Annotated in this window: 20 protein-coding genes; 12 read left to right on the top strand and 8 right to left on the bottom strand. The window is 68.7% G+C overall.

Annotated elements, in window-relative coordinates:
- Window positions 1–93 precede the first annotated feature (93 nt).
- From NVU01S_RS27185 to NVU01S_RS27155, 7 genes are all read left to right on the top strand, one after another.
- On the top strand, window positions 94–1,584 hold the full coding sequence (locus NVU01S_RS27185) for an SCO6880 family protein (protein WP_041564502.1): 1,491 nt from the start codon (window positions 94–96) through the stop codon (window positions 1,582–1,584).
- 7 nt (window positions 1,585–1,591) lie between these two features.
- A complete protein-coding gene (locus NVU01S_RS27180) occupies window positions 1,592–3,940 on the top strand; it encodes a putative type IV secretion/conjugal transfer ATPase (RefSeq protein ID WP_043679993.1) in 2,349 nt (782 codons plus the stop codon).
- Between the two features lie 52 nt (window positions 3,941–3,992).
- Window positions 3,993–4,301: a transposase gene (locus tag NVU01S_RS27175; protein ID WP_029899114.1), complete on the top strand. Its 309-nt coding sequence runs from the start codon at window positions 3,993–3,995 to the stop codon at window positions 4,299–4,301.
- A 124-nt stretch (window positions 4,302–4,425) separates the two neighbouring features.
- On the top strand, window positions 4,426–6,108 hold the full coding sequence (locus NVU01S_RS27170; protein WP_043679999.1) for a peptidoglycan DD-metalloendopeptidase family protein: 1,683 nt from the start codon (window positions 4,426–4,428) through the stop codon (window positions 6,106–6,108).
- An 83-nt stretch (window positions 6,109–6,191) separates the two neighbouring features.
- Window positions 6,192–6,719, top strand: coding sequence for a hypothetical protein (locus NVU01S_RS27165; RefSeq protein WP_141691747.1), 528 nt, complete (start codon window positions 6,192–6,194; stop codon window positions 6,717–6,719).
- 61 nt (window positions 6,720–6,780) lie between these two features.
- Window positions 6,781–8,616, top strand: a complete 1,836-nt coding sequence (locus NVU01S_RS27160; RefSeq protein WP_043680004.1) for a type IV secretory system conjugative DNA transfer family protein — start codon at window positions 6,781–6,783, stop codon at window positions 8,614–8,616.
- 150 nt (window positions 8,617–8,766) lie between these two features.
- Window positions 8,767–9,153 carry a DUF4913 domain-containing protein gene (locus NVU01S_RS27155; RefSeq protein ID WP_226887260.1) on the top strand — a complete coding sequence of 129 codons (387 nt, stop codon included), beginning with the start codon at window positions 8,767–8,769 and terminating at the stop codon, window positions 9,151–9,153.
- Window positions 9,154–9,213: 60 nt separating this feature from the next.
- Here the strand turns inward: NVU01S_RS27155 and NVU01S_RS27150 are convergent, their stop codons facing one another.
- Together NVU01S_RS27150 and NVU01S_RS27145 are read right to left on the bottom strand one after the other, a co-directional pair.
- The gene (locus NVU01S_RS27150) at window positions 9,214–9,762 is read right to left on the bottom strand and encodes a hypothetical protein (protein ID WP_014986516.1); all 549 of its coding nucleotides are present in this window, start codon (window positions 9,760–9,762) and stop codon (window positions 9,214–9,216) included.
- Window positions 9,763–10,164: 402 nt separating this feature from the next.
- The gene (locus tag NVU01S_RS27145; RefSeq protein WP_043680009.1) at window positions 10,165–11,040 is read right to left on the bottom strand and encodes a peptidylprolyl isomerase; all 876 of its coding nucleotides are present in this window, start codon (window positions 11,038–11,040) and stop codon (window positions 10,165–10,167) included.
- 216 nt (window positions 11,041–11,256) lie between these two features.
- Between NVU01S_RS27145 and hisS the strand changes: the two genes are divergently transcribed.
- The 3 genes from hisS (at window position 11,257) to NVU01S_RS27130 (ending at window position 15,280) form a co-directional block, all read left to right on the top strand.
- A complete protein-coding gene (hisS, locus tag NVU01S_RS27140; protein WP_043680057.1) occupies window positions 11,257–12,531 on the top strand; it encodes a histidine--tRNA ligase in 1,275 nt (424 codons plus the stop codon).
- Between the two features lie 820 nt (window positions 12,532–13,351).
- Window positions 13,352–13,999 carry a hypothetical protein gene (locus NVU01S_RS27135; protein ID WP_052281266.1) on the top strand — a complete coding sequence of 216 codons (648 nt, stop codon included), beginning with the start codon at window positions 13,352–13,354 and terminating at the stop codon, window positions 13,997–13,999.
- Between the two features lie 270 nt (window positions 14,000–14,269).
- A complete protein-coding gene (locus tag NVU01S_RS27130; protein ID WP_043680012.1) occupies window positions 14,270–15,280 on the top strand; it encodes a malate dehydrogenase in 1,011 nt (336 codons plus the stop codon).
- Window positions 15,281–15,906: 626 nt separating this feature from the next.
- On the opposite strand, the gene NVU01S_RS27125 is transcribed toward NVU01S_RS27130, so the two are convergent.
- The 4 genes from NVU01S_RS27125 to NVU01S_RS27110 all read right to left on the bottom strand — a co-directional run bounded on the left by NVU01S_RS27125 (window position 15,907) and on the right by NVU01S_RS27110 (window position 21,193).
- Window positions 15,907–16,986, bottom strand: coding sequence for a 2-oxoacid:ferredoxin oxidoreductase subunit beta (locus NVU01S_RS27125; RefSeq protein ID WP_043680015.1), 1,080 nt, complete (start codon window positions 16,984–16,986; stop codon window positions 15,907–15,909).
- Complete coding sequence (locus NVU01S_RS27120) at window positions 16,983–19,004, bottom strand: 2-oxoacid:acceptor oxidoreductase subunit alpha (protein ID WP_043680019.1); 2,022 nt, start codon at window positions 19,002–19,004, stop codon at window positions 16,983–16,985. The genes NVU01S_RS27125 and NVU01S_RS27120 overlap by 4 nt, the downstream gene beginning before the upstream one ends.
- 136 nt (window positions 19,005–19,140) lie before the next feature.
- Window positions 19,141–20,157 carry an Rv2578c family radical SAM protein gene (locus NVU01S_RS27115; protein ID WP_043680024.1) on the bottom strand — a complete coding sequence of 339 codons (1,017 nt, stop codon included), beginning with the start codon at window positions 20,155–20,157 and terminating at the stop codon, window positions 19,141–19,143.
- 31 nt (window positions 20,158–20,188) lie between these two features.
- Window positions 20,189–21,193 carry an NAD-dependent epimerase/dehydratase family protein gene (locus NVU01S_RS27110; RefSeq protein WP_043680027.1) on the bottom strand — a complete coding sequence of 335 codons (1,005 nt, stop codon included), beginning with the start codon at window positions 21,191–21,193 and terminating at the stop codon, window positions 20,189–20,191.
- Window positions 21,194–21,315: 122 nt separating this feature from the next.
- Between NVU01S_RS27110 and NVU01S_RS27105 the strand changes: the two genes are divergently transcribed.
- Both NVU01S_RS27105 and NVU01S_RS27100 read left to right on the top strand, forming a co-directional pair.
- Window positions 21,316–21,732 (top strand): type VII secretion target, encoded by a 417-nt coding sequence (locus NVU01S_RS27105; RefSeq protein WP_244467502.1) that lies wholly within the window; start codon window positions 21,316–21,318, stop codon window positions 21,730–21,732.
- Complete coding sequence (locus NVU01S_RS27100) at window positions 21,729–23,387, top strand: hypothetical protein (protein WP_043680031.1); 1,659 nt, start codon at window positions 21,729–21,731, stop codon at window positions 23,385–23,387. The genes NVU01S_RS27105 and NVU01S_RS27100 overlap by 4 nt, the downstream gene beginning before the upstream one ends.
- Window positions 23,388–23,844: 457 nt before the next feature.
- On the opposite strand, the gene NVU01S_RS27095 is transcribed toward NVU01S_RS27100, so the two are convergent.
- Both NVU01S_RS27095 and ypfJ read right to left on the bottom strand, forming a co-directional pair.
- Window positions 23,845–24,387 (bottom strand): hypothetical protein, encoded by a 543-nt coding sequence (locus tag NVU01S_RS27095; protein ID WP_029899100.1) that lies wholly within the window; start codon window positions 24,385–24,387, stop codon window positions 23,845–23,847.
- A 477-nt stretch (window positions 24,388–24,864) separates the two neighbouring features.
- Window positions 24,865–25,788, bottom strand: a complete 924-nt coding sequence (ypfJ, locus tag NVU01S_RS27090; RefSeq protein ID WP_043680035.1) for a KPN_02809 family neutral zinc metallopeptidase — start codon at window positions 25,786–25,788, stop codon at window positions 24,865–24,867.
- Between the last annotated feature and the right edge of the window lie 572 nt (window positions 25,789–26,360).

The following is a 26,360-nucleotide window of genomic DNA, read 5'->3' as shown; positions in this document are numbered from 1 at the left end:
GAACCGAGCCGATCAGGCGATGGGCGACATGACCGGTGACCGTTGGGCGAATCGCTCGCCCGACCTCGGGAGGAGCACCATTCCGCGATGACGATGACGACGAACGACACCTACGAGCGTCGCTCCTACGGGCTGTGGCAGAAGCCCCGCAGCGCAGGCCTTTTCGGCCTGCGCTGGGAGGAGACCGTGCTCGGCTTCGCGGTGGTCATCACGGCGTTGATCACCGCGATGGTCGGCGGTTTCAAATGGGGTCTGATCGTCGGTGGCTCCGGCGTCGTGATCATGCTTCCACTGGTGTGGCGGACGGGGGGCCGCTCGGGCTACGAGACGGGATTGATGATGTTCAACTGGATGCGCTCGCGTAAGCGTGGCGAGCACGTGTACCGCGGCGGCCGGTTCTCCCGCATCCCCGGCGGTGTCACGCGGCTGCCGGGTCTGCTCGCGCCGTCGAAGCTCTACGAGGGCATCGACGCGGGCGGGTACAGCTTCGGCATGATCCACCTGCCGCAGTTCGCGCAGTACACGGTGGTGCTGCGGGCCTGGCCGCAGGGACACGAGGCGGTCGACCAACCGGTGATCGATCGCTGGGTCTCGGCCTGGGGCACCTTCCTCGCCTCGGTCGGCCAGACCAGCGACATCGTCGCGGTCGTGCCGGTCATCGATACCGTGCCGGAGACCGGAAACCGTTTGCTCACCGAGGTTTCCACGATCACCCGGCCGGAGGCGCCGGAGCTGGCCCAGCAGGTGATGTACGAGCTGGCCACCGAGCTGCCGCAGGAGCGGGTGCAGCTGCTGCCGCGCGTGGCGATCACGTTCAAGGCCACCACCGCCGAGCGCCGGAAGAACCCCGCCGAGGAGGCCGTCGAGATCGGCCGCCGCCTGCCCGGTATCTGCGCGGCGCTGGCCGAAGCCGGGGTGCGCGCGCAGCCGATGTCGGCGGACGAGGTGATCTCGTTCATCCGGCGCAGCTACGACCCGGCCTCGCAGGCCGACCTCGAGGTCGCCGCCAGCGAGCCGCACGGCCACGGCCTGGATTGGGCCGACGCGGGCCCGGTGTCGCACGACGAGAAGTGGGACCACCTGGTGCACGACGGCGGCCGCTCGGTGACCTGGGAGATGGATGCCGCCCCGGAGGGCGCGGTGGACGAGCGGGTGCTGCAACGGCTGCTCGCCCCGAATCCCGAAGTGCCGCGCAAGCGCATCGCGATCGTCTATCGCCCGCACTCGGCCGCCGACGCCGCCGAGATCGTCGACGACGACTTCAAGAACGCGCTGGTGGCCCAGCAGAGCGAGCGCGGCGTCGTGTCCGCGGCCGCGACCCTGCGGGTGGGCGCCACCCAGCAGGCTCGCGAGGAACAAGCCCGGGGTCACGGTGTGACCCGCTTCGGGGCGCTGGTGACCATCACCGAGCCCCTGCGCGGCGACCTGCCGCGGATCGAAGCCATCACGCGCGACCTGTCGACCCAGGCGCGCTTGAAGATTCGGCGGTGTTACCGCTACCAGGCGGCGGCCTTCGCGGCCTCGCTCGGTTGCGGGGTGATCCTGCCGGAACACGCGACTATTCCGAAGGCACTGGCGGGGTGAGTTATTCATGGCACGGGACTACGAGCCACCCGTACGGGAACGGGACGAGCCCGCGCCGCGGCGCGGCAGGCGGCGCGACGACACCGAGTACGAGGAGTGGGGCGAACGCCCGGCCCGGCGCGACAATGCCCGCGTGCGGGAACGCTCCGGGATCGAGGAGATGCCGGAGCGGACACGGCGATTCGGCCGGGGCGCGGCGCGCGTGAGCGACGACCGGACCGGGCTCGACGAGATGTCCGAGCGGGAGCGCGCGCGAGAGGCGGCCGAGCGCCGGGCGCGGGCCGACGCCCGGGCAGCCGAAGCTCGGGCCGACGGTGCGCGGGCGGAACGGTCCCGGGCCGAGAACGGCCGGGGCGAGCGCAGTTCGGATCGGGCGCGCGGCGACGCGGCCCGGGCGGCGCGCGCTCGCGAGGGCGCGCCGCGCGGCGAGCGACCGGTTCGGCCGGACGCGCGCGGCGAACGCCAGTCCGAACCGCGCGGGCAGCGGATGCCGCGCACCCCGCGCCCGGAGCGCACCGTGCAGGACCGCAACGGCTCCCGGGCCGCGCGAAACGCGCAGCGGGCCAACAAGACCGACTACACCGCCGACCGGGCCATGGGCACGCCGGTGATGGACAAGGCCGCGCTGCGCGCCAAGGCCAAGGCGGACCGGCGCAAGAACGCAGGCCCGCCGCTGCTCGACGAGGCCACCCGGACCCGGCTCGAGATGATCGTGCGCGAGCAGACCGGCCTGCGGGCGGCCTTCGCGCAGTTCCGGATTCGCACCGACGACATCCGCAGGCGCAACTACGCCGCCCGCGCGGAGCAGGTGTTCGAGGACGGATTCGACCGCAGCACCGCGCAACTCACCGATCGCGGCTACGCCGGCGAGGGCGGCGGCCGGATGAACGTGGTGGGCCGTCCGGTCGAATACCGGGCCACCACGGCGCAGGTCGCGGGCTTGTGGCCGTGGTCGGTCGGCGCCGGCGCGCCGCTGATCGGCACCCCGCTCGGTTCGCACCTGCACACCGGCGCGCCGGTCTGCTTCGACCCGATGAACTGGTTCATGCGCGGCAGCTTCATCACCGCGCCGAGCCTTTTCGTGCTGGGGCTCAACGGTTTCGGCAAGTCGTCGCTGGTGCGCCGGATCGTGCTGGGCGGTATCGCCCAGGGCATCACGCCGCTCATCCTGGCCGACGTCAAACCGGACTATCGCAAGATGGTCGAACTGGTCGGCGGTCAGGTGATCGACCTCGGTTACGGCCACGGCAAGTTGAATCCGCTGGCCGCCGGTGTGCTCGGCGCCGTGGTGCCGCGCCTGGACGATCACCCCGCCCTGCAACTACAGGTGTTGCAGGACATGCGAGCCCGCCAGGTAACGCTGATCGCCGGTTTGGTCGAACTGGTGCGCGGGGCCAGGGTGCGCGATTACGAGGAAACGCTGATCGCTACCGCGCTGCGCATCCTCTACCAGCCGGGCAGCGGTTACACGCCGGACCAGCCGCCGATCATGGAGAACCTGCTGGAGGTGATCGTCGCGGGCGGGGAGGAGCTGATGCTCGACGCGGGCGCCGACGACGCCGAGGAGTATTCGAACGCGATCAAGAACCTGCGCCGCTCGCTGCGCGCGCTCACCCAGGGCCCGTTCGGCGCGGTCTTCAACGGGCAGACCTCGGTGCCGATCGACACCAGCGCCGTCGCGGTCTGCATCGACGTCTCGCACATCCCGACCGGCGACAAGAAACTCAAAGCGGCTGTGATGCTGGCCTGTTGGGCCGACGGGTTCGCCTCGGTGGAGGCGGCGCACGTGCTCTCCGACGCCGATCTCGGGCCGCAACGCTACTTCCAGGTGGTGATGGACGAGCTGTGGCAGGTGCTCGGCCTGGGCGACTTCATGGTCGACCGCGTCGACGAGCTGACCCGTCTGCAGCGTGGCATCGCCACCTCACTGATCATGATCAGCCACACCATCAAGGACCTGCAGGCGCTCGGCTCGGAATCGGCCATCGCCAAGGCGCTCGGCTTCCTGGAACGCGCGCGCGCCAAGATCTTCGGCGCGCTGCCCGCCGAAGAGGTCAAGCGCCTGGACAGCATCGTGCCGTTCACCTCCGCCGAGGAGCAGATGGTGACCGGCTGGTCCGCGCCACAGGCGTTGACCGGCGAGGCGCTCAAGCCGGGCCAGCAGCGGCCCTCGCCGCCGGGTACGGGCAAGTTCCTGCTGAAGATCGGTGAAGATCGCCGGCCGGGCATCCCGTTCCACATGGAGTTCACGCTCTCGGAGAAGGAGAGCGGAATCCACGACACCAACCAGCGTTTCAGCGAGTTCACCGAATCGACTGCCCGAGGCACGGATTCGCAGGGCGGGAGTGCCGCATGAGAGATGCCAGACGCGACTTACCGATCGTCCGCTACGCGGGGAGGTGTGCCGGATGATGCCGCACCGCTCCTACCGCCGGGTCTCGCCGGAGGTGCGCCAGGCCGCGGTCCAGCAGGTCGTCGCGCTCACCGGCAAGCTGCGCAGCGAGTCCGAGGCCTGCCGCGTGGTCGCCGAACAGATCGGCGTGCACACCAATTCGGTGCGCAACTGGGTGCGCGCGGCCGAGGGGCCGAGCCTGGAGCGCCTGGACGCGTCCGCGCTGCGCCGGAAAGTGGCGCTGCTGCAACAACAATTGGCGGCGGCGGCCGAGATGAACCGCACGCTCGCCGACACCCTCAACGAATCCCGGCGCGGCCAGTGAGCCCCGTGCCCGCCGATGCGACCGAAGCTGCCTTTCCGCCCGCGTGCCGGGCGCAAGGGCACCTCCGGTCATATCGGCGTGTGCGGGCGTCCCGCGCCGCGGAATCGGGTCCGGCGAGGCTCCGGTGAGCGGACGGGGGCTCTTGTGGGGTGCGCTCGGCGCGGTCCTCGGCCTCATGGTGATCGTGCTCGTCATCGTGATGCCCGCGGTCGACGATCCGTGCGAGGGCGCCTCGGTGCTCGGCTCGCAATCGGCGCTGCCACCGCTGGGCGGCTACGCGCCGGGTGATGCCCGAGCGAGCGGCAGACCGTCTGCGACGCAGGCGAATCCGGCGGCGGGCGCGCCGCCGGGGACCTCGGCGAACCCGACCGTCACGGCGACGCCCTCGCTGGCCGCGGGCGCCGGTCCGATCCGGCGCACGCTGCCGCTGGCCGCGGGCACCTTCACGGTCTCGGACACCTTCGGCGCGCGCGGCGGCACGCACAAAGGCATCGACCTCGCCGCCTCCGACGGCACCACGATCTACTCGGTCGCCGACGGCCGGGTCGTCGCCGCCGGTCCCGCTTCGGGTTTCGGCAACTGGGTGGTCGTCGACTCGGTGGACACCAACGGCCGCGCGTACTCCGCGGTGTACGGCCACATGTGGGATTCCGGGGTGCATGTGCGGGTGGGCGACACCGTGACCGCGGGTCAGCCGATCGCCCAAGTGGGCTCCGCGGGCGAATCCAGCGGCCCGCACCTGCATTTCGAGATCGTCCCGGGCGGGCGGTTCACCGGCGGTCGCCAGATCGACCCGCTGCCTTGGCTGGACGGCGCGCCGACGCCGGATGTCGGTGGGGCGCTGGCCTATTCCAGCGATCCGCGCTGCAACCGCGGGTTCGGCACCGCGGGCGGCGCGCTCGCCGCGGGCAAGGTGCCGCCGGAACTCGAGATCTGGTATCGCCGTGCGGGTTCGATCTGCCCGCAGATCACGCCGTCGCTGCTCGCCGCGCAGGGCAGGCAGGAATCCGGTTTCCGCCGCGGGGCGACGTCCTCGGCGGGCGCGCAGGGCCTGGCCCAGTTCCTGCCGAGTACCGCGGCGAGCGTGAATCCCGATGACGGCCAACCGTATGTGATCGATGCCGACGGCAACGGCACGGCCAGCGTGTGGGACGACGGCGACGCGATCATCGGCCAGGGCCGCTATATGTGCGCCATCGCGCACAAGATCACGCAGTGGCAGTCGGAGGGCCGGGTGCAGGGCGACGTCACCGCGCTGACCCTGGCCGCGTACAACGCGGGTGAGGGCGCGGTGCTCGCCTCCGGCGGTATGCCGAATCAAGTGGCGGCGCACTACTCCGAGACCCAGCCGTACGTGGCGAACATTCTCGCGATGGAGGCGCAGTACCGCGCGCCCGGCGCGCTCGGCCGGTTCGATCCGCAGCAGGGCGGCGGCGGCAGTCAGATCGTCGAGGCCGCGCACGACTGGCTCGGCACGCCGTACGTGTGGGGCGGCGGCGGACCGCAGGGCCCGAGCGGCGGCGGACTCGACGGGCCCGGCCTGACCGCGGCCGCGGTGTTCGCCGCCTCGTCCGGCTCGGTCACCTTGCCGCGCACCGCCGAACAGCAGTGGGAGGCAGGTGCGGAGGTGTCGATGAGCAAGATTCAGGAGGGCGATCTGGTGTTCAGCTCGTTCGGTCCGCGCGGCCCCGCCCAGGTCGGCATCTACTCCGGCAACGGCCGGATGATCCAGTCCGTGCCCGGCGCGGGCGGCGGCGTCACGGAGGTGCCGGTGCCGGGCGACAGCCGGGCGAGGAGGGTCCTGTGAAACACGCAGGTGATGCACTGACGCAGTGTCGGTCCTTGCGGTTAGCCTGGAAAGACACAGCGGTACGCACGAAACTGGTGGTGATGCTGGTGGTGAGCGTCGCGATGCTGAGTGCCGCCTGCGGCACGGGGGACCGGGACGACGCGGGATCCGGTGGGGCGCATCCGGCCACGTCCACGACCCGGTTGCTGGAGGGGGTGCCCGCACCCGATCCGGTCACGCCCGACGGGGTCGCGGTGGCCGCGCTGCGCGAGATCTACACCTGGCAGCCCGCCACCGAGGCACAGGGCGCCTCGCTCACCCGGGCACGGAAATGGCTGGGCCCCAGCCTGATCCGCATGCTGGACAGCTCGCCGACCGGGCTGGAGACGCCGAAGACGACGCTGCAGTGGTCGGATTGGGCCACGGCGAAGGCACGCGTCGACGCGTTCACCTTCGCCTCCGGGGAGAAGCCGCCGGCCGGCGGCGATCCGAACGTCCAGCAGTTCAAGATCGGGATCGAGCAGACGGTCGTCTACCCGAACGGGCGCAAGGAGCAGCTGCCGCCCGCGACGGTCATCGCGACCGTCGTGCAGACCCCGGACGGCTGGCGGCTCGACGCGTTCCGCTGAGCAGCACGACCTTTCGCAGAGATCCACCCACAGAGCCGGTAGAGGACAACAGGAGGCAGACATGGCGAAGAAGCCGGTGAAGGATCCGGCCGCGGTCGGGCCGGACACCACCATGATCGCGCTGTACGCCGGGTTCGCGGTCCTCGGCACGTTGTGGGTGGCGCTGCATCTCGGCAACGCGATGGCGGTGACGCCGCAGTCGATTCCGATCAACCCGATCGCCATCGTCGCGGACCTGGTGCGCGGCAAGCTGGTCTGGCCGCGCGCGTCCACCGTGATCGTGCTGCTGGTCGCGGCGTCGGCGCTGGCCTACGTGCTGATCAAGAAGAGGATGAAGAAGCGCAAGACGATCGGCAAGCTCCCGGTCGACGACAAGGCCGACTACATGGGCCAGGGCGGCGCCATCGCGCATCTCACCGAGGCGGGCGTGCGCGAGAAGGCCAAGCAGCTCGAGGTGCGCCTGGGCTCGCAGGACATCCCCGGCGTGCCGATCGGCATCGGCATCGCCGACAACCAGATGCTCTACGGCTCCTATGAGGATCTGCACCTGGACATCTGGGGTCCGCGCCAGGGCAAGTCGACCTCGCGGGTGATCCCGGCCATCCTCACCGCGATCGGCCCCGTGCTGGCCACCTCGAACAAGCGCGACGTGGTGGACGCGACCCGGGATGTGCGCGAGGCCAAGGGCAGTCCCACCTTCGTCTTCGACCCGCAGGGTGTCGCGGGCGAAGAGCCGAGCTGGTTCTGGGATCCGCTGTCCTGGGTGGACGCGCGCCGGGAAGGTTGCGAGATGCGGGCGGCGCGGCTGGCCGGGCACTTCGCCGACGGTGACGACGGCTCCGACGCCAAGACCGACGCCTTCTTCGATCCCGAAGCCGAAGATCTGCTGGCCGGTCTGTTCCTGGCCGCGGCGGTCGGCGACCGCAACGGCAGCAGGCCGATCGTGCAGGTCTGGGAATGGGTGACCAACCCGCAGGATACCGAGCCGATCGAGCTGCTGCGTGCGGCCAGGCACCACTACACGGCCTCCGGTCTGTCGTCGCAGTACAACGCCGACGCCCGTACGCGCAGTGGCATTTTCGGCACCGCGAAGAAGATGATCCGCTGCCTGAAACTGTCGAACGTGCACCCCTGGATCACCCGCGGCGGTGACCGGATCCAGTTCGACGAACTCGCGTTCATCCGCGACAACGGCACGCTGTACAGCCTCTCGCTGGAGGGGCGCGGCTCGGCCGCTCCGCTGGTCAGCGCGCTCACCGAAGCCGTCATCGACGTCGCGATGCGGACCGCCTCGCAGTCGCGCGGCGGGCGGCTGCCGATTCCGCTGCTCGCCGTGCTGGACGAGGCCGCGAACGTGGTGCGCTGGAAGGATCTGCCCAAGCAGTACAGCCACTTCGGTTCCCGCGGCATCGTCGTGATGACCGTGCTGCAATCCTGGGCGCAGGGCGTGCGCTGCTGGGGCGAGCCCGGCATGAACGCGCTGTGGGCCGCCGCGAACATCAAAGTGCTCGGTAGCGGGGTAGACGACACCGCCTTCCTGCGGGAGCGTTCCGAGGCGATCGGCGATTACGAGGTCGTCTCCTCGTCGGTCTCGGAATCCAAAGGCGGCAAGAGCTATTCGCGCTCGCTCGGCTCCTCGAAGACGTTCAGCGTGCAAGGTTTGGCGCAGTTGCCGCGAGGTCGCGTGATCGTGTTCCCGTCCGGCGCGCCGCCGGTACTGGTTCGCACGGTTCCGTGGTGGGAGGGCGAGTACGCTGCCGAAGTGAAGGAGTCCATCTCGCACCATGATCCGCAGCGCAAGACGGAGATCGGTGACCTGATGCCGGGCAAGCCTTCACTGAGCAAGAGCAGCACGCCGCCGGAATACGGACAGGTCGAGGAGGTCAGGCCACTGTGAGGCAGCGCAGCGAGCGAGCCTTGGGCACAGCACGTGCCGTCGCGACGGAGCCGAGCGTCAGCGAGGTGCAGGCGTGAGGGAGCGGAGCGAGCGAACCATGGGCACAGCACGTGCCGTCGGGACGGAGCCGAGCGGCAGCGAGGCGGAGTCGTGACGGAACAGCAGCAGCAACCCATGATCTACGCGAGCGTCGTCGAGTTCGTGGAGAACTATCTGAGCCTGGTGTACCGGCGACAGGTGACCGATCTCAGCGACACCGTGTGGTGCCCGGAGTGGTGGCAGCACGCGGAGGCGGTGGCCCGCCTGGACGCGATGTGGCGCGCCTGGGAGCACTTCCGCCTCGACGGCGCAACGGGTTTGAGCGTCTGGTTCCTCGACCACGCCGACCCGCACATGGCCAAGCTGTTCGATCCCAAGGGCCCGTTCAAGTACTGCAGCGTGCGCAACGGGCACAAGGACATGCTCAGCCCGCTGCCGTTGAAGTCGCCGCAGCACGGGATGTTCGGCGATCCCACCATCGGCGACTTCCGGATGTAGCCGAGCCGTTCCTACGCCAAAAGCAAACGCCCGCTTGATAAGCGGGCGTTTGCTTTGGTTTCAGCGGGTGCGTTCCAGGCCGCGGGATTCCTGTTCCCTGGCCCGGGTGACCGCGGGTGCTTCCTCGGGGCGGGTGCGGACCGCCTCGATCGGCGGCTGCGCCTGGCCTACTTCGATCAACATCCGAACCGCGGCCAGCTCCGGCGCGACACCCATCTTGGCGAGGTGCGCGGCGATCGCCATGCGGCGTTCGGGGGAGTCGTACTGCAGCACCGGCTTCGCGTGGGCGGCGGCGGTGGCGGCCATCCGGGTGGCTTCGGCCTGTGCGGAGAAACGATCCTTCTCCAGCGACACACCACGTTCCGGGATCGGGCGCTCGATCATCCGAGCGAGCTCGGTGTTGCGCGGATCCTTCGACTTGGAGTCCCGGGCCTCGCGGACCTGCATTTCCCGGGCCTCTTTCATGCGGGCCTCGGTGACCTTCACGCGCGCTTCGGCTTCTTTTTGACCACGCTCGCGGGTCCGCAGCGCGACCAGGGTCGCAAGCTGCAACATTGTCCTCATCATGGCCGCTGTCTCGCGGCCGATGTCGTCCAGTTCCTCGGACATGGCTGCTCCCCGATGCTGCAGTGATCACTATGGATGTTGTGGTGCTTCGTCTCGGACACCGCCACGCGAACTGTAGTCCGTCGGACGACGCCCCGGCTGCAAACTTCGACACCGGGAGGGCTCGTGTCGTGGCATTCCCTGGGGCGGGGGTTACCCAGTTGAGGGACTACTACGCTACGGGAACTCCGTGTTTCGAGATTACCCGAGAAAGCCGCGACGCAACCGTACGGCTGTGCCGCTTATCAGCATATATCGCACAATTCCGACAGGCCCGGGAACTCGCCGGACGTTCTCCGGTGTAAGCCCACCCTTACCGTACGTTTAGGTACACCTAAGAAGAGGTAGACGCGTTTCGGGCCCGGCGCCGATGAACGGCCCGGGCCCGAACGTGTGTCGAAGATCTCAGTCGATGCGGACCGACTGGATGGTGACCGGTTGGGTCGGCTTGCCGTCGCCGGGGCCGTTGGAATCGTCCTGGCCCGCCTTGGCGATCTTGTCCAGGGTGCCCATCGTGTTCTCGTCCACGGTGCCGAAAATGGTGTAGTTCGGCGGCAACTGGGAGTCGCCGTAGACGATGAAGAACTGGCTGCCGTTGGTCCCGGGGCCCGCGTTCGCCATGGCCAGCGTGCCGCGCTTGTACGCGACCGGCTGCTGTGCGGCCATCGGGTTGTTCGGGTCGAGCTGATCGGTCGGGTACTCGTTGTCGAACTCGTAGCCCGGGCCGCCCATGCCGCTACCGGTCGGGTCGCCGCACTGCAGCACCTTGAGACCCTCGCCGGTGGTCATCCGGTGGCAGTTGGTGCCGTCGAAGAAGTTCTGCGACGCGAGGCTGATGAAACTGTTCACCGTGCAAGGCGATTCGGCGTTGTTCAGGGTCAAGCCGATCGGACCCTGGTTGGTCTCCATGCTGACGCTGACCTTCGCGTCGTTGCCGGTGGTCGGGATGCCCTCGCTCTTCGCCGGCTTGGTCGCGGGCTTGTCGGCGGGCTTCTGACCGTCCTTGTAGACGCAGTTCACCAGCGCCGGCTTGGCGACCGCGGCGGGCGGCGCCGCGGCGGCGGGCTCGCTGGACTGCGTCGCGTCCTTGGCTTCGGAGCTGTTGTCGTCGCTCTTGGTCAGGAAGTAGACCCCGGTGACCGCCGCGACCAGCACGACGACACCGAGCACCGACCCGGCGATCGTGAGTTGCTTACGCCTGCGTGCGCGCTCGGCCCGGTTGGCGAGCTGGCGCTCCAACTTGCGTTTCGCCGCCGCTCGCCGCTGTTCGTTGCTCGGCACTACCACGTTCCTCCCGTGTCCGGTTGTTACGGCCCTAGAGTCTGCCATTTATTCCTGAGACTGCTCGACACTTCCTGAGAGCGGTGCGCCTCACACCCGCGACCGGCCAAAATCCGTGCTCGCCGGGGAGGACTGGGGATATCCGCCGATCGGGCGAGGCTCGCTGCCGATAACCGGTTGGACGCGAGGGGGCGTGGTGGTGGAAACTGGACCATCGTGACCAAGACCAGCAGCTTCTCCGCCCCGAAGGGGGTTCCGGACTATGTCCCGCCCGGCTCGGCCGAGTTCGTCGCGGTGCGCGACGGCCTGATCCGCGCCGCCCGACTGGCCGGGTACGGACATATCGAGCTGCCGGTTTTCGAAGACACCGGACTGTTCGCCCGCGGGGTCGGCGAATCGACCGACGTGGTCAGCAAGGAGATGTACACCTTCCCGGACCGCGGCGACCGCAGCGTGACCTTGCGTCCCGAAGGAACCGCCGGCGTGATGCGCGCGGTCATCGAGCACGGGCTCGATCGCGGGCAGCTGCCGGTGAAACTGGTCTACAACGGCCCCTTCTTCCGGTACGAGCGGCCCCAGGCCGGTCGGTACCGGCAGCTGCAGCAGGTCGGCATCGAGGCGATCGGGGTCGACGACCCCGCGCTGGACGCCGAGGTGATCGCCATCGCCGACGCCGGGTTCCGCGGGCTCGGCCTGGACGGTTTCCGGCTGGAACTCACCTCGCTCGGCGACGACACCTGCCGCCCGCAATACCGGGAACTGTTGCAGGAGTTCCTGTTCGGGCTGCCGCTCGACGAGGAGACCAAGCGCCGGGCGCAACTCAACCCGCTGCGCGTGCTCGACGACAAGCGACCCGAGGTGCGCGCGATGACGGCCGACGCGCCGCTCATGATCGATCACCTTTCCGAATCGGCCAAAACCCACTTCGAACAGGTCCTCGGCCACCTCGACGCGCTCGGCGTGCCGTACGTGGTGAACCCGCGGATGGTGCGCGGGCTCGACTACTACACCAAGACCACCTTCGAGTTCGTGCACGACGGACTCGGCGCGCAATCGGGCATCGGCGGCGGCGGACGTTACGACGGACTGATGGCGCAGCTCGGCGGACAACCGTTGTCCGGCATCGGATTCGGCCTCGGTGTCGACCGCACGGTGCTCGCTCTGCAAGCCGAAGGCAAGACGGCCGGCGACCCCGCCCGCTGCCAGGTGTTCGGGGTCCCGCTCGGCGACGCCGCCCAACAGCGCCTCGTCGTCCTCGCCGCCCACCTGCGCGCGGCCGGCATCAGCGTCGACCTCGCCTACGGCGGCCGCGGCGTCAAAGGCGCGATGAAGGCGGCAGACCGCTCCGGCGCCCGCTTTACCCTCGTCCTCGGCGACCGCGACCTCGCCGAAGGCACCATCGGCCTGAAAGACATGTCCACCGGGGACCAGCGCCAGATCCCCCTGGACGAGGCGGTCACCACGCTGCAGGCGGCGCTCAGCGAAGGGTAAGACGGTCGGCCCCGCCGCCGAAGGGTGTTCGGAGGTGCTGCCTGCCGAGCCGGTACCTGATCGGCAGGCCGTCCGGAGTGGCATTCGCACCATTTCTCGGGATTCGCACTGGTTCTGGGTTACTACAAGCGGTGTAAAGCCCTAGAAGTGGTGCGTCTGAGCGAGACGGGTGCGTGCAGCGGGAGGTTCGGCTGGGGTGCCACTCGGACGACAGAACTCCGTGCCCCCGGGTGTCACGTTTGCTGTCTCGCACTCGGTTTCGCTAGGTGCTCTGGGTGCGGACCGTCAGCGGGGAACGTCGTGCCTTTGCGAAGTCGGTAACTGGATTGCAGGCCGGGACCGGCTTGTGCGGCTCGGTGCGCGCATGTGTACGTGTCCGGCCGGGAGTGCGCGTGGGCTGGGCGTCTGGGGAACGTGTCGGTATGCGGGCGCGTTGTGTAGCTCGGCGAAGGGGTAGCTCGCGCGGGCGCGGGTTGCCGATTCGGTGGGGCGGTGCGCGCGTGGGCCTGGCGTGCGGGGAACGTGTGCTCGGTATGTGGACGCGTTGTGTAGTTGCGGAGGGTAGCTCGCGCGGGCGTGCGTTCGCTCGGCGGGCGTGCGCGGCGGATGGCTCGCGGCGGCATTTGCCTCAGTTCTAGGGATTTACACCGGTTCTGGGCTGCTGGAAGCGTTGCGGATCCGCGGAAGTGGTGCAGATCGGCGGAAGTGTGGCGGGGTGCCGAGTACATGGGGCTGGTGGAACGGGGTACGTGGGGGAGGGGGCTGGAGTAACGTGACAGCGCGCGTGACGTGGCGCCGGTGTCACGGAGAGGGTGGGCGAGTGCAGGCGAATTCTGGTGAGCAGCAGACGGATCCGCCGGTGGGGCTGGATCTCGTCGCACCCGAGATGTACGCGCCGATGCTACGCAGACTGGCCTTGGCCGCGGCGGGGATCGGGATCGGGACCGCGCTGCTGGCGGCGACCGTAGTCACCTGGCCGGTCGCGGTGCTCATCGGGGTGGTCGTCGGCGCGCCGACCGTCGCCTACGCGGTAGCGTTGCGGCGTCGGCGAATGTGGTTGGCGGGCACCACGATCCATGCCCGCCGGGTGTTCGGGGAACGGCGGGTCGAGGTGTCCGCGGCGACCGGTGTCGAGGTGCTGATCTTTCCGGCGCGGCTCAGCCGGATCGTGCTGCGCGTGACCGCGGGGGAGTTCTCCCAGATCATCCCGCTGGCCATGTACACCGACGCGGGCAGCGGACGCGAAATGCATCTGCTCGGCCTGCGCCGCCTCGCCGACGCTCTCGCCACCAGTCAGCTCGCCGCCGCCGTCTCGGTGTCCACCATGCTCGTCCACCAGCTACGCGCCGAAGCCCGCGACGCCCACCTCGCCGAACGCCCCCTCTACCGCGCCGTCCAAATGGCCCGCACCAAAGATTTCGTCTCCCCGATAGTCCTCACCGACCGCGAAGTCGCCGCCCTGATCTGAACCCGCCCAACCGCGGTGGTTCCGCAGAGCCTGTGCGCGGCCCATGGGCGGAGCTGCGGCCTCGGTTGCCGAACGATGCGGTAGTGCAGGTTCGCCGATGTCGGTTGCGTCGTGTGAGTGGTGGTGGTCTTTGTCGAATGCGGGGTTGAATTCGGGCGTGGTGGGGGTGAGGTGGTGGGGTGACTGTTGGGTTGCTCACCGTGTGGTTTCGGGGGGAGTGAGGGTCGATAGGGTTGAGAGCGAGAGTCGGCCTAGTGCAAGGAGATAGTCGTGACCAGCGTGGTTCGGAATGCGCCCGTGACCGTTGCCGTGACCGGCGGGGCGGGGCAGATCGCGTACGGGTTGTTGTTCCGGATCGCCTCCGGGGCGATGCTCGGCGCGGACACGCCGGTGCGCTTGCGACTGCTGGAGATTCCGGCGGCGGTCTCCTCGCTGGAGGGTGTCGCGATGGAATTGGAGGACGGGGCGTTTCCGCTGCTGGAGTCCATCGACATCAGTGACGACCCGTGGGTGGGGTTCTCGGGTGCGAACGTCGCTCTGCTGGTGGGTGCGCGGCCGCGCACGGCGGGCATGGAGCGGTCGGATCTGCTCGCCGCCAACGGCACGATCTTCACCGAGCAGGGCGCCGCGATCAACGCCAGCGCTGCCGACGACGTGAAGGTGCTCGTGGTCGGCAACCCCGCCAACACCAACGCCTTCATCGCCATGAGCAACGCCCCCGACGTGCCCGCCGAACGCTTCACCGCGATGACCCGGCTCGACCACAATCGCGCCATCGCGCAACTGGCCAAGAAGACCGGCGCGCCGGCGGCCGAGATCGCGCGAGTTGCCATCTGGGGCAACCACTCCGCGACCCAGTACCCGGACATCGCGCACGCGACCATCGGCGGCAAGCCTGCCCTCGACCGTATCGATGACCGTGCCTGGCTGACCGACGACTTCATCCCCACCGTGCAGCAGCGCGGCACCGCGATCATCCAGGCACGCGGCGCGTCGTCGGCCGCCAGCGCGGCCAGCGCCGCCCTCGACCACATCCACGATTGGGTGCGCGGCACCGCCGCCGGCGACTGGGTCTCCATGGCCGTCCCCTCCGACGGTTCCTACGGCGTCCCCGAGGGCCTGATCAGCTCGTTCCCCGTCACCTGCGCCGACGGCAAGTACACGATCGTCCCCGACCTGGACATCGACGACTTCGCCCGCCCCCGCATCGATGCCACCGTCGCCGAACTCACCCAGGAACGCGACGCCGTCATCGACCTCGGCTTCGCCAAGCACCCCTAGATCCGCCGCCCGTGCCCGCAGCCGCCACTGTGCGCACCCGCCGCCCGGAACCAGGACGCGAGCAACGCAATTCGGTCTTCCCGCACCCGTTCTGTCTCCCCGCACCCGCTACGGCCGTCCAGAGCGGGTGCGGGAGCGCAGAAGGGGTGCGGCAGTGAGCCTTTGCCTCGGCGGGGCGACCCCGAGAGGCGTTCCGGCCCGCGGTTCGCCGCCGGTCGATGGGCCGGTGGCGACTGTCGCCGCCGCACGTGTTCGGTGTTCGCGCACCGGTTGGGCGCGCCCACAGCGGGTGCGCGAGAGGGGAAGTGGTGCGTGAATACCTAACTGGCCCGGAGCCCAGGTGCGAATGCGCCGGGCCGCCGGACAGGGGATCGACGTGGACGCTTCCCGCACCCGTTCTGTCTTCTCGCACCCGCTGCGGCCGTCCATAGCGGGTGCGGGAGCGCAGAAGGGGTGCGGCAGTGAGCCTTTGCCTCGGCGGTGCGACCTCGAGAGCCGTTCCGGCCCGGTTCGGCGCGCGTTCGATGGGGACCGACGCACGCACCCGTTCTGTCTTCCCGCACCCGCTGCGGCCGTCCGCAGCGGGTGTGGGAAGACAGAACGGGTGCGGGAACGGGGCCGGAATCCTAGCTGACGGTCCAGGTTTCGGGGCCGGTGAGCAAGGACTGGAGGGAGTTCTGGTCGAGGGGTTTGCGTTCGCGGGCGGTGGTGGTTTGCGCGCGGACGCCGTCGTCGTAGGTGGGGCGGGTCACGCTGCGGAAGATGCCGGTGACGACGTGGTCCAGGGACTGATCGGAGAGGCGGGACAGGGCGTAGGCGTATTCCGGGTTGTCGGTGTAGGCGTCGTGTACGACGATGTCGGATTCGGGGACCGCGTCGGCCCGGGTGACTTCCACACCGAAACCGCTTTGTATCACCGCGAATTCGTTCTCGGCGCCGAACCGGATGGGCTGTCCGTGGTGCAGCGGGACCAGATGGTTCGCGGCGTTGTCGCGGCGCAGCGCGTCGAACGAGCCGTCGTTGAAAATCGGGCAGTCCTGCAGGATTTCGACGAACGAGGTGCCGCGATGTTCGGCGGCGGCGCGCAGCACCTCGGTCAGCCCGGCCCGGTCGGAATCGAGGGCACGGGCGGCGAAGGTGGCCTCGGCGCCGAGCGCGACGGACAGCGTGTTGAACGGGTGGTCCACCGAGCCCATCGGCGTGGACTTGGTGATCTTGCCTTCCTCGGAGGTCGGCGAGTACTGCCCCTTGGTGAGCCCGTAGATCCGGTTGTTGAACAGCAGGATCGTCATGTTCACGTTGCGGCGCAACGCGTGGATGAGATGGTTGCCGCCGATGGACAGCGCGTCGCCGTCCCCGGTCACCACCCACACCGACAGGTCCGGCCTGGTCACCGCGAGTCCGGTCGCGATGGCGGGCGCGCGGCCGTGGATGGAGTGGATGCCGTACGCCTCGAGGTAGTACGGGAAGCGGCTGGAGCAGCCGATCCCGGACACGAACATCAGGTTCTCCCTGCGCAATCCGAGCTCGGCGAGGAAGCCGCGCACGGTCGCCAGGATCACGTAGTCACCGCAGCCGGGGCACCAGCGCACCTCCTGATCGGAGGTGAAGTCCTTGACCTTCTGCGGGCCGTCGGCGGCGGGCACACCGGACAATCCCGTCAAGCCCAGATCGGTACCGACGAGCGAGGTTTCCATGATGGTCATTCGTTGCCCCCAGTAGGTCGGACGTCGCCCGGCTGTGCCCGATCCGCGGAGCTGTCCGGCTGCGTCGTGTACGTGGCCCGCGCCCGTGCGGCGAAGGCCTTGTCCTGTTCCATCTCCTCGATCGAGCCGTCCAACGCGGCGTCGATCACCCCGACGAGTTCCTGCGCGGAGAACGCGGTGCCCGCGACCTTCGTCCACGGCCGTACGTCGACCAGATATTTCCCGCGCAACAGCAGCGCGAGCTGGCCGCCGTTCATCTCCGGCGCGACCACGGTGCGGTAGCGGCGCAGCACGTCACCGAGGTTGGCGGGCAACGGATTCAGATGCCGCAGGTGCGCTTGCGCGACGGGCACACCCCGGCGGCGGGCGCGCCGGCAGGCTTCGCCGATCGGACCGTAGGAACTGCCCCAGCCGATGATCAGCAGCTCGGCGTTGCCGTCCGGGTCGTCGACCTCGAGATCGGGCACGCTGATTCCGTCGATCTTGGCCTGCCGCAACCGCACCATCAGTTCGTGATTGGCCGGGTCGTAGGAGATGTTGCCGCTGCCGTCGGCCTTCTCCAGGCCGCCGATCCGATGTGCGCGCCCCTTGGTGCCCGGGACGGCGAGCGGCCGGGCGAGCGTCTCGGGGTCGCGCGCGTACGGCTGGAACTGGTCCGTTTCCGCGCCGGGGGGCTCGAAGTTCGGGACGATCGGCGGCAGGTCGGCGACATTCGGAATCGACCATGGTTCAGAACCGTTCGCGATGGCCCCGTCGGAGAGCAGCAGCACCGGCGTGCGGTAGGTGAGCGCGATCCTGGCCGCCTCCACCGCGGTGGCGAAGCAGTCGGCGGGCGATCGCGGCGCGAGCACCGCGACCGGTGATTCGCCGTTGCGGCCGTAGAGCGCCTGCAGCAGATCCGCTTGCTCGGTCTTGGTCGGCAGGCCGGTGGAGGGACCGCCGCGCTGCACGTCGACGACCAGCAGCGGCAGCTCGGTCATCACCGCGAGGCCGATGGTTTCGCTCTTGAGCGCCAGACCCGGTCCCGACGTGCTGGTGACCCCGAGCGCGCCGCCGAGCGAAGCACCGAGCGCCGCACCGATTCCCGCGATCTCGTCTTCGGCCTGGAAGGTGGTGACGCCGAAGTTCTTGTGCTTGCTCAGTTCGTGCAGGATGTCCGACGCCGGGGTGATCGGGTAGGTGCCGAGGAACACCGGCAGTCCGGCCAGCTGACCCGCGGCGACCAGCCCGTAGGCGAGCGCGGTGTTGCCGGTGATCTGCCGGTAGGTGCCGGGCGGGAGCTTCGCGGGCGCGATTTCGTAAGTGGTGGCGAAGCTTTCGGTGGTCTCGCCGTAATTCCAGCCTGCCCGGAACGCCAGCACGTTGGCCTCGGCGATCTCCGGTTTGGCCGCGAACTTCTCCCGCATGAACTGTTCGGTGCCGCCGATCGGGCGCCCGTACATCCAGGACAGCAGCCCGAGCGCGAACATGTTCTTCGCGCGCTGCCCGTCTTTCTTGCCGACGCCGGTGGATTCGGTGGCGCCCATGGTGAGCGAGGTCATCGGGACGCGGTGCACCACGAAATCCGACAGCGTGTCGTCGTCGAGCGGGTCGGCGGCGTAGCCGACCTTGGCGAGGGTGCGCTTGGTGAACTCGTCGGTGTTCACGATGAGGGTGGCGCCGCGCGGCAGATCTTCCAGATTCGCCTTGAGCGCCGCCGGATTCATCGCGACGAGCACATCCGGCTGATCGCCCGCGGTCAGGATGTCGTAGTCGGCGATCTGGATCTGGAACGACGAGACGCCGGGCAGCGTGCCCTGTGGCGCTCTGATCTCGGCGGGGAAGTTCGGTTGGGTGGCGAGGTCGTTGCCGAACGCGGCCGCTTCGTGCGTGAAGCGATCTCCGGTCAGCTGCATACCGTCGCCGGAGTCCCCGGCGAACCGAATCACGACCTTTTCCAATTTCGCTGCGCCCGTGCTGCTTTGGGCTGTGCCGACAGCGCTGTGGCTGGTGCCGACATCATTCTGGTGCGAAACCATGTGCCTGCTTCACTTCCTCGTCGATGAGAGGGGTGCCATTCGCCAAACTACTCCGCACCGCGCGGTGCGTGCGCCCGATATGTGTGGTTCACCACGGAATCTCGTGTGGTTCGGTACGGAACCGGTGGTCGAGGCGTCAGGCGAACAATGCCAGCTGCGGGTCGGCCGCGTGCGGACTTTCCGGTTGTGTCTCCGGTTCGGCCGGTTTTCCCGGCTTCAGGGCGTGTCGCTCGAGCAGCGGATCGAGGCGCTCGCGCAGCCAGGCCGAGTACTCCGGCGTCACGTAGGCGCCTCGGCCGTAGAGCTGGCGGTAGCGGCGCACCAGGGCCGGATGGTGTTCGGCGAGCCAGCCGAGGAACCAGCCGCGGGTGCTGCCGCGCAGATGCATCGGGAAGGCGACGGCCGAGTCCGCGCCCGCCGCGGCGATCGCCCCGAACAGTCCGTCGAGGTGTGCCCGGCTGTCGGTGAGATACGGAATGACCGGCGCGACCAGGACATTCACCGAGAACCCCGCGTCGGCGAGCGAGCGCACGAGCTCCAGGCGCGCCTTCGGCGACGGCGTGCCGGTCTCCAGGCTGCGATGCAGGTCCAGATCGTGGATCGCGATCGAGACTGCCAAACTCACCGGAACTTGGCGGGCTGCCATCGTGAGTAATGGCAGATCCCGGCGCAGCAGGGTGCCCTTGGTGAGGATGGAGAACGGCGTGCCGGATTCGGCGAGCGCGCAAATGATGCCCGGCATCAACCGGTATCGGCCCTCGGCCCGCTGATACGGATCGGTATTGGTGCCGAGCGCCACCGGTTCCTGATGCCAGGACCGTCTGCGCAGTTCTTTGCGCAACACCGCGGCGATATTCGTCTTCACCACGATCTGGGAATCGAAATCGCGGCCCGCGTCCAGATCCAGGTATTCGTGCGTCGGGCGGGCGAAGCAATAGCGGCAGGCATGCGAGCAGCCGCGCATCGGATTGATCGTCCAGTGGAACGGCATGGACGAACTTTCCGGCAGCCTGTTCAGCGCGCTCTTGCACAGCACTTCGTGAAAAGTGATGCCCTCGAATTCGGGCGTCTGCACCGTGCGGGTCAGACCTGCCCGGGTGAGTCCGGGCAGTGCGCCGTCCTCGGCGTCCAGGGTCTGGTTCTGCCACCGCACCCCATCAGTCGAACATGTGTTCTAGTAGGTGTCAAGCGATCTGCCGGGTGTCCGGCGGGGTGAGCAGCGTCGGATCGGCGAAGAAGGTGACCAGGTCGCGGACGGTGTCGTCGGTGCATCGGGGCTGGTAGCCGAGCTCGCGTTCGGCCTTGCCGTGATCGACCAGCGGGGCTGAAATGAGCGCGCCCAGTGCGGCTTTCGAGACGATGTCGGACTTGAACAGCTTGCCGATCGGCGCCAGGACCGGGATGACGCCCGACACGAGCTTGGGTGAGATGGCGAACTTCGGGCCGCGCTTGCCGCCGTGATTCGCGGCGAGCCGGCACAGCTCGAGCATCGAGATCATCTCGCCGCCGAGCAGGTAGTTCTCGCCGGTGCGACCCTTCTCGGCTGCCAAGATCAGGCCGGCTGCCACATCCCTGACGTCTACCAGGTCGAAACCACCGCCGATCATGGCAGGGATACGGCCCTGGGCCGCGTCGCGCAGCGTGCGATTGATCCGGGACAGCGGCTTGCTGTAGTCGAGCGGGCCGAACACGCCGGTGGGGTTGCACAGCACCGCGTCCAGGCCGTCGTCGATCACCTTGCGCAGTGCCACTTCGCCTGCCCATTTCGAGCGGTCGTAGACGGGCAGGGCGTCGTCGGTCGAGCGGGCGGCCTGCTCGTCGATCCGGCCGCCGCAGCGGTACTGGTCGAACGCGTGGATCGAGCTGGCGTGCACCATCCGGCGCGCGCCGACCGCGAGCGCGGCCTCGGCGACCACCCGGACACCCTCGGTGTTCACCCTCCAGGCCAGGTCGTTCTTCTCCGCGAGCGTGATCACCGCGACCAGGTGGTAGACGATCTCGGCGCCCTGCAGCGCGTCCCGCATCGAGGCCGGATCGAGCACGTCGCCGCTGACCCAGGTGACGTTCGGCAGCGTCGTCGCGGGTGGCACCACCCGGTCGATCGCGGTGATCTCGTCGCCGCGCGCGGCGAGCAGGCGGAGCAGATTCGTGCCAAGGTAGCCGGCTGCGCCGGTCACTGCGACCTTCATGCGATCGAGAATATAGAACTTGTTCTAATTTGCAACACGTTCCAGTTCCTTTCCTATTCCCTGTGTGAACGTGCCGTTGGGCTCGAAAGTTGCCGGTACCGTCGGCTATATTGGGCCCAACCGTGGCGGCCTTGCCGTTCGGCAGGGCAAGCGGTGACGACGAAGAAGTTCACGACACTGATGTGCACGACGATTTGGGGGGCAACTCGATGAGTGATCTCTCGGTAGAGACCGAAGCGGTCCGGGCGTTCGCCGCCACGAACGCAGGAATCTCCGGTGATCTGGCGGGGGCGGGCAATTTCGACGCGGTGAAAAACGTCGCGGCGCTCGTACCTGTGTTCGGTTTGATCGGCGTCGACTATCTGGCGATGTTCGCCGCGGCGCAAGTGCTCCAGGCCAAGGACATCAACGACCTGTCCGCCAAGTACGCCAAGCTCTCGGAATCGGCGTTCAGCGCCGCCGCGGCCTACGACGCCACCGACTGGTCCAGCGCGGGCGCCCTCGGGGCCATCGGCAACCAGATCGGAGGTGCGGTGTGAAGCCACTCGACACCGGCGTGATCGCGCCCGAAGAACACGCGATGGCGCACGCCGCCGACCAGAACGTCGCCATCGGCCAGCAGGCCGTGCTCGACTCCGTACAGAACGCGCCGCAGGCGGTGCTCGACGTGTCGCTGCCGCAGCTGCCCGAGGATCTGCCGCCCATCGAGCCGCCGGAATTCGTGCTGGCCAAGAAGATCAGTGAAGACCAGCACAACGCGATGGGCACGGGCCTGCCGGGCATGCCCGGTCTGTCCGGTGCGCCGACGGCCGACGCCAACGGCCTCGCCGGTGTCCCGTCCGATGTTTCGGCGCTGCTCGGCGATACCGGCACGGCGATCCAGCAGGCCGCCGCCCCGGTCGCCCAGAGCGTGCTCGACCAGGCGCAAGGTGTGCTGAACGGTGCGCTCGGCAGCTCGCCCAGCTCGGTGGCCGCCGCGGTCAGCCAGGCGCAGGCCGCGATCCCGACCTCGCTGCCCGCACTGCCCGCCGATCCGGTCGGCGCGCTCATGCAGGGCGTCGCGGTGCCCGCGCTGCCCGGCGTCGACCTGCTGATGCAGCCGATTCTGTCGCTGCTCAACAGTTTCGGTACCGGCATCATCGGCGCGCTCGATCCGACCGCGATCCTGAGCCAGTCGTCCAAGGTCATCGACATGGCGATGTCGGTCGGCAAGGGCAGCATGACCACCGTCGAACAGCTGTGGCAGAGCCAGGCCGCGCGCAACGCGCAGGCGGCCAGCGCGAAGGCGAACGTCGAAGGCCAGGAGACCAGCCAGCGCGGTATCGACATCTCCGAACTCACCCAGCGGGCCGCCGCGGTGGTGCAGCAGGGCAACGCGCAATTGCTCGGCATCGCGTCGTCTTTCGCGACGCAGGCCACCGCGATGGCGCCGGTGATTCTCACCCCGCCCGCGCAGGCCACCCTGATGGCCTCGGCGACCGAGCATCTCGGTCAGGCCGTGGGCGTCGTCAACGCCACCCGCGGTGACCTCGCCGGCAAAACCGGCGAACTCAGCAGCATGGTGCAGCAGTTGGTCGCGCCCGGTGGCGGGCCCGCGCCGCAAGAGGTCGCGCAGGCGCTGGCGCAGAACGTCGGCCAGCCGATCCTGGAGCAGGCCCAGTCCACCGCCTCCGACACCGTGACCAAAGCGGCGGGCGTCGACTCCTCCCTCACCGGCACACCGAGTTCGACCACGCCGTCGTCCGTGCACAATTCGGGCACCCCCAGCTCCACACACAGCGGACTCGGCACCGGCGTGCCCAGCAGCTTGAGCCGTTCCGGCAGTCCCGGTACCAGCGCACGGCCCGGTACCACCGGCATCCCGTCCAGCCCGAAGCTCACCGCCGTGCCCGGCACCAGCTTGCCCGGCGGCCGCCCCATCAGTGGCATACCCGGCACCACCTTCGGCCCCGGCACCACCGGTGCGCCGAGCACCACCACAGCCGGCGCGGGCAACAGCTTCATGGGTGGCCCCGCCGCCGCAGGCGCCCAGCGCGGCGACGACGACGAACACAACCGCACCGTCCAGCCATACCAAAGTGCCGCGGGGAACGACGATCTCACCGGTCCGCTCGGCGAATCCACGCCGGATGTCATCGGTGCGACGCACTCCGACGAGATCATCAGCTCGGACTACGAACAGGATCAGTTCTAGCGGGCCAGGTTTCGCTGCGGGCTGAGCTTTCGCCGGCGTTCTCAGTGCCTGTGCACTCGGTGTCGTGAAGCGAGCGCGTCCCGGGCAGGGCGTGCGAGTTCGCGTCCCGGGCGGGGCGTGTGGTGGGGCACTCTAGGACCAGGCATCACAGAGGGTTCGTGCGGTTCACAAGGCTTGCAGTCCCTGTGAGCCTTACGAAACAACTGTGGTGTGGCCTATCTGTCGCTTGGTACAGGCCAGCCGTCCCGCCTCTCCTGAGTCGCTCGGATATCTCGAAGTCGAGATAGGCCAGGGTGATTCAGGTGGTAGGCCTGCGGGGCCGGGCATGTTCGGCGTTGGCGCACGTGTTCGGTGACTTCGCACCCGTTCTGTGGTGTCGCACCCGGTCTGGCACGGCCCAGCCGGTGCGGGAAGGCGGAAGTGGTGCGGCTGGTCGGGGGGAGTGGGCTCCGGGGCGTCAGTCTTGGACGAAGGCGTCCAGGAGGGTGCGGTAGAGGGTGGCGAAGCGTTTGCGGGCGGCTTGTTGTTCAGGATTGAGGCCGTTGTCGAATTCGGGGGCGTAGACGACGAGGTGGAGGTCTTCCTCCGGAGGTGCGGGCATGAAGTCGATGATCTGACTGCCCTGGTCGGTGACGTTGGGGACACCGAGATCGACGGTGCCGAGCGCTTTGGTCTCGGCGAGGGCGGCGGTGAGCACGTCGGCGGGGATGTGGCCGTTGACCTGGGTCGCGGGTGTGTCCGGACCACGTTGCGGCGCAACGGCATCGGGGATCCGCACGGCGCGGCCGTCCCCGAAGACCTGAAGTTGCGGACGCAGGTCGATGCGCGGCTGCCAGGCGTTCGGGATGGTGGTGAGGGTGAGCAGCGCCATCGGTGCCGAGACCGGCGGGTGTGAACTCGGGAGTGCGGGCGAGTCGACGCTCGGATCCGCACCCGCGGTGCCCATGCTCCCGGCAAGACCCACCAGGACGACCAGCAGTGCTGCTTTCAGACCACGCATCAATTCACTCTCTGCCGCTGCTGCGCACCGGCGATCCGATCGGCCCACCACGCAACCGATCCCGGCACCCGACACCATCGATGAATGCCGTACACCGATTATCCAATGCGGACACCCACCGCCGCACCCCAGCAGCCCTTTTCCCACCCGATCTGAACCAGCTTCAGCCGCACCACCCTTGGCCCACCGGACAAGCGCGGACCTGTGGCTACGCGACGGGAGTGAGGTGCGCGCCCCGGACCGGTCCGGCCCGGCGGCGGGGTCATCAGTTGGCGCCATGCCTCGACGGGCAGCTGACGATCCGACTCTGCTGGTGCCGCAGGCCTGAGCTGGACGATTGATCACGAGGAACTGGTGGCGTTGGGTTCTCGGGCGTTGCCGCCACCAGTTCCTCGTGATCAGTTGACCAATACGTTCGCGCCTCCCCGGTGGGCCCAGGAGCCCGCGCCAGAACTGTTGGCGGGCTGGGGAACTGGGTCAGCGCAAAGCGGGGGGATTCGAAAGGTCGGGGGCGGAGTAGGTGTCGCAGGCCTTGACCTGGCCGGTGCGGTAACCGGTGAGGAACCACTTCTGGCGTTGCTCGGAATCACCGTGGGTGAACATGTCCCGGTTCACACGGCGGTTGGACGCACGCTGGATGCGATCGTCGCCGACCGAGGCGGCCGCGGACAACGCGTCGTTGATGTCCTTCTCCGACAACGGCTTCAGGAACGGCTGGCCGCCGCCGGGCGCAGGCGTCTTGTCGGCGAAATGCGCCCAGATCCCGGCATAGCAGTCCGCCTGCAACTCGGTGCGCACCGCGCCGGAATTCGCACCACGCGGATCCTGTTGTGCGCGACCGATATCGCCGAGCTGATTCTGGATGTGATGCCCGATCTCGTGCGCCACCACGTACTCCTGGGCGAGCGGCCCACCGCTGGAACCGAAACGGTCCACCAACTCCTGAAAGAAGGTGACATCGAAGTAGGCGGTGCGGTCCGCCGGGCAGTAGAACGGGCCGACATCGCTCGTCGCGTTACCGCAGCCGGTCGCCGTCGCACCGGAAAACAAGGTCAGCTTCGGCTGCGCATAACGCTTGCTGGTCTGCTTGGGCAGCTCCGAGGACCACACCGCATCCAAACTCTGCGCGGTCAGCACCACCCGGCAGTCGACATACTTGTTGGCATCCGCGCCGGTCTTGCAATGCGCGGGCGTACCCGCGGTCCCCGGCTGCGTCTGCTGCTGATCCTCCGAGCCCGTGAACTGCCCCAGAATCGAACCGGGATCACCACCGAGCAACAAAGTGAGCACCAGCACGATCAACCCGCCGGCACCACCGCCGAGCGCGATCTTGCCACCCATACCCGGACCACCGGAAGACGCCCGATCCGGATCGATCTGCATGCCCTCGTTGAAGGTCATCGTCGTCGCTTTCTGTGTTGGTGGCCGCGCGGGCGCGGCGGTGTTCGCGGCCCCTTTGTCTCGCTTCTCAGCTGTCGAGACTCGCGCCTTCGGCGCATGCGCTTCGACAGCTGAGAAGCGAGACGGCCGCGAACGGGTCGCTCGTAAGACTCGCTCCGTGGCGGCTGGGTTCGGGGGTTGTGTTGCGCCTATTCGCTGCGCTGTAGGCCGGGGGTGGGGTGGTTGTGCGCTGTGGTTGTGGGTGGAAGTTCGTTTGGGGTGTGTGATGAGGCGGGGGTGTTCGGGGCGTGCGGTGTACATGCTGATCGGTCGGGTCTCGGTTACACGGTCGAGGGTGTGTGGGTGGTGAGTGGTCAGGTCGGGACTGTGTGGCCGGGTGTTCGGGTGGTGAGTGGTCAGGTCGAGACTGTGTGGCCGGGTGTTCGGGTGGTGAGCGGTCAGGTCGAGACTGTGTGGCCGGGTGTTCGGGTGGTGAGCGGTCAGGTTGAGACTGTGAGGCTGGGATGTTCGGGTGGTGGTCGGTCAGGTCGTGCCGGAGGGCCGCGGTCTGCGGGTGGTGCTCGGTTGGGGTC

This window comes from Nocardia vulneris, assembly GCF_001613425.1.
GTDB lineage: Bacteria > Actinomycetota > Actinomycetes > Mycobacteriales > Mycobacteriaceae > Nocardia > Nocardia vulneris.
Note: the sequence above shows the minus strand (reverse complement) of the source record. Positions and strands in the feature narration are given on the sequence as shown.

What these genes read in the sequence shown, in the direction of transcription:
- NVU01S_RS27185 (WP_041564502.1), top strand. Translation starts at nt 94, where the DNA reads ATGACGACGAACGACACCTACGAGCGTCGCTCCTACGGGCTGTGGCAG.
- NVU01S_RS27180 (WP_043679993.1), top strand. Translation starts at nt 1,592, where the DNA reads ATGGCACGGGACTACGAGCCACCCGTACGGGAACGGGACGAGCCCGCG.
- NVU01S_RS27175 (WP_029899114.1), top strand. Translation starts at nt 3,993, where the DNA reads ATGATGCCGCACCGCTCCTACCGCCGGGTCTCGCCGGAGGTGCGCCAG.
- NVU01S_RS27165 (WP_141691747.1), top strand. Translation starts at nt 6,192, where the DNA reads ATGCTGGTGGTGAGCGTCGCGATGCTGAGTGCCGCCTGCGGCACGGGG.
- NVU01S_RS27160 (WP_043680004.1), top strand. Translation starts at nt 6,781, where the DNA reads ATGGCGAAGAAGCCGGTGAAGGATCCGGCCGCGGTCGGGCCGGACACC.
- NVU01S_RS27150 (WP_014986516.1), bottom strand. Translation starts at nt 9,762, where the DNA reads ATGTCCGAGGAACTGGACGACATCGGCCGCGAGACAGCGGCCATGATG.
- NVU01S_RS27125 (WP_043680015.1), bottom strand. Translation starts at nt 16,986, where the DNA reads ATGACCATCATGGAAACCTCGCTCGTCGGTACCGATCTGGGCTTGACG.
- NVU01S_RS27120 (WP_043680019.1), bottom strand. Translation starts at nt 19,004, where the DNA reads ATGGTTTCGCACCAGAATGATGTCGGCACCAGCCACAGCGCTGTCGGC.
- NVU01S_RS27110 (WP_043680027.1), bottom strand. Translation starts at nt 21,193, where the DNA reads ATGAAGGTCGCAGTGACCGGCGCAGCCGGCTACCTTGGCACGAATCTG.
- NVU01S_RS27095 (WP_029899100.1), bottom strand. Translation starts at nt 24,387, where the DNA reads ATGCGTGGTCTGAAAGCAGCACTGCTGGTCGTCCTGGTGGGTCTTGCC.
- ypfJ (WP_043680035.1), bottom strand. Translation starts at nt 25,788, where the DNA reads ATGACCTTCAACGAGGGCATGCAGATCGATCCGGATCGGGCGTCTTCC.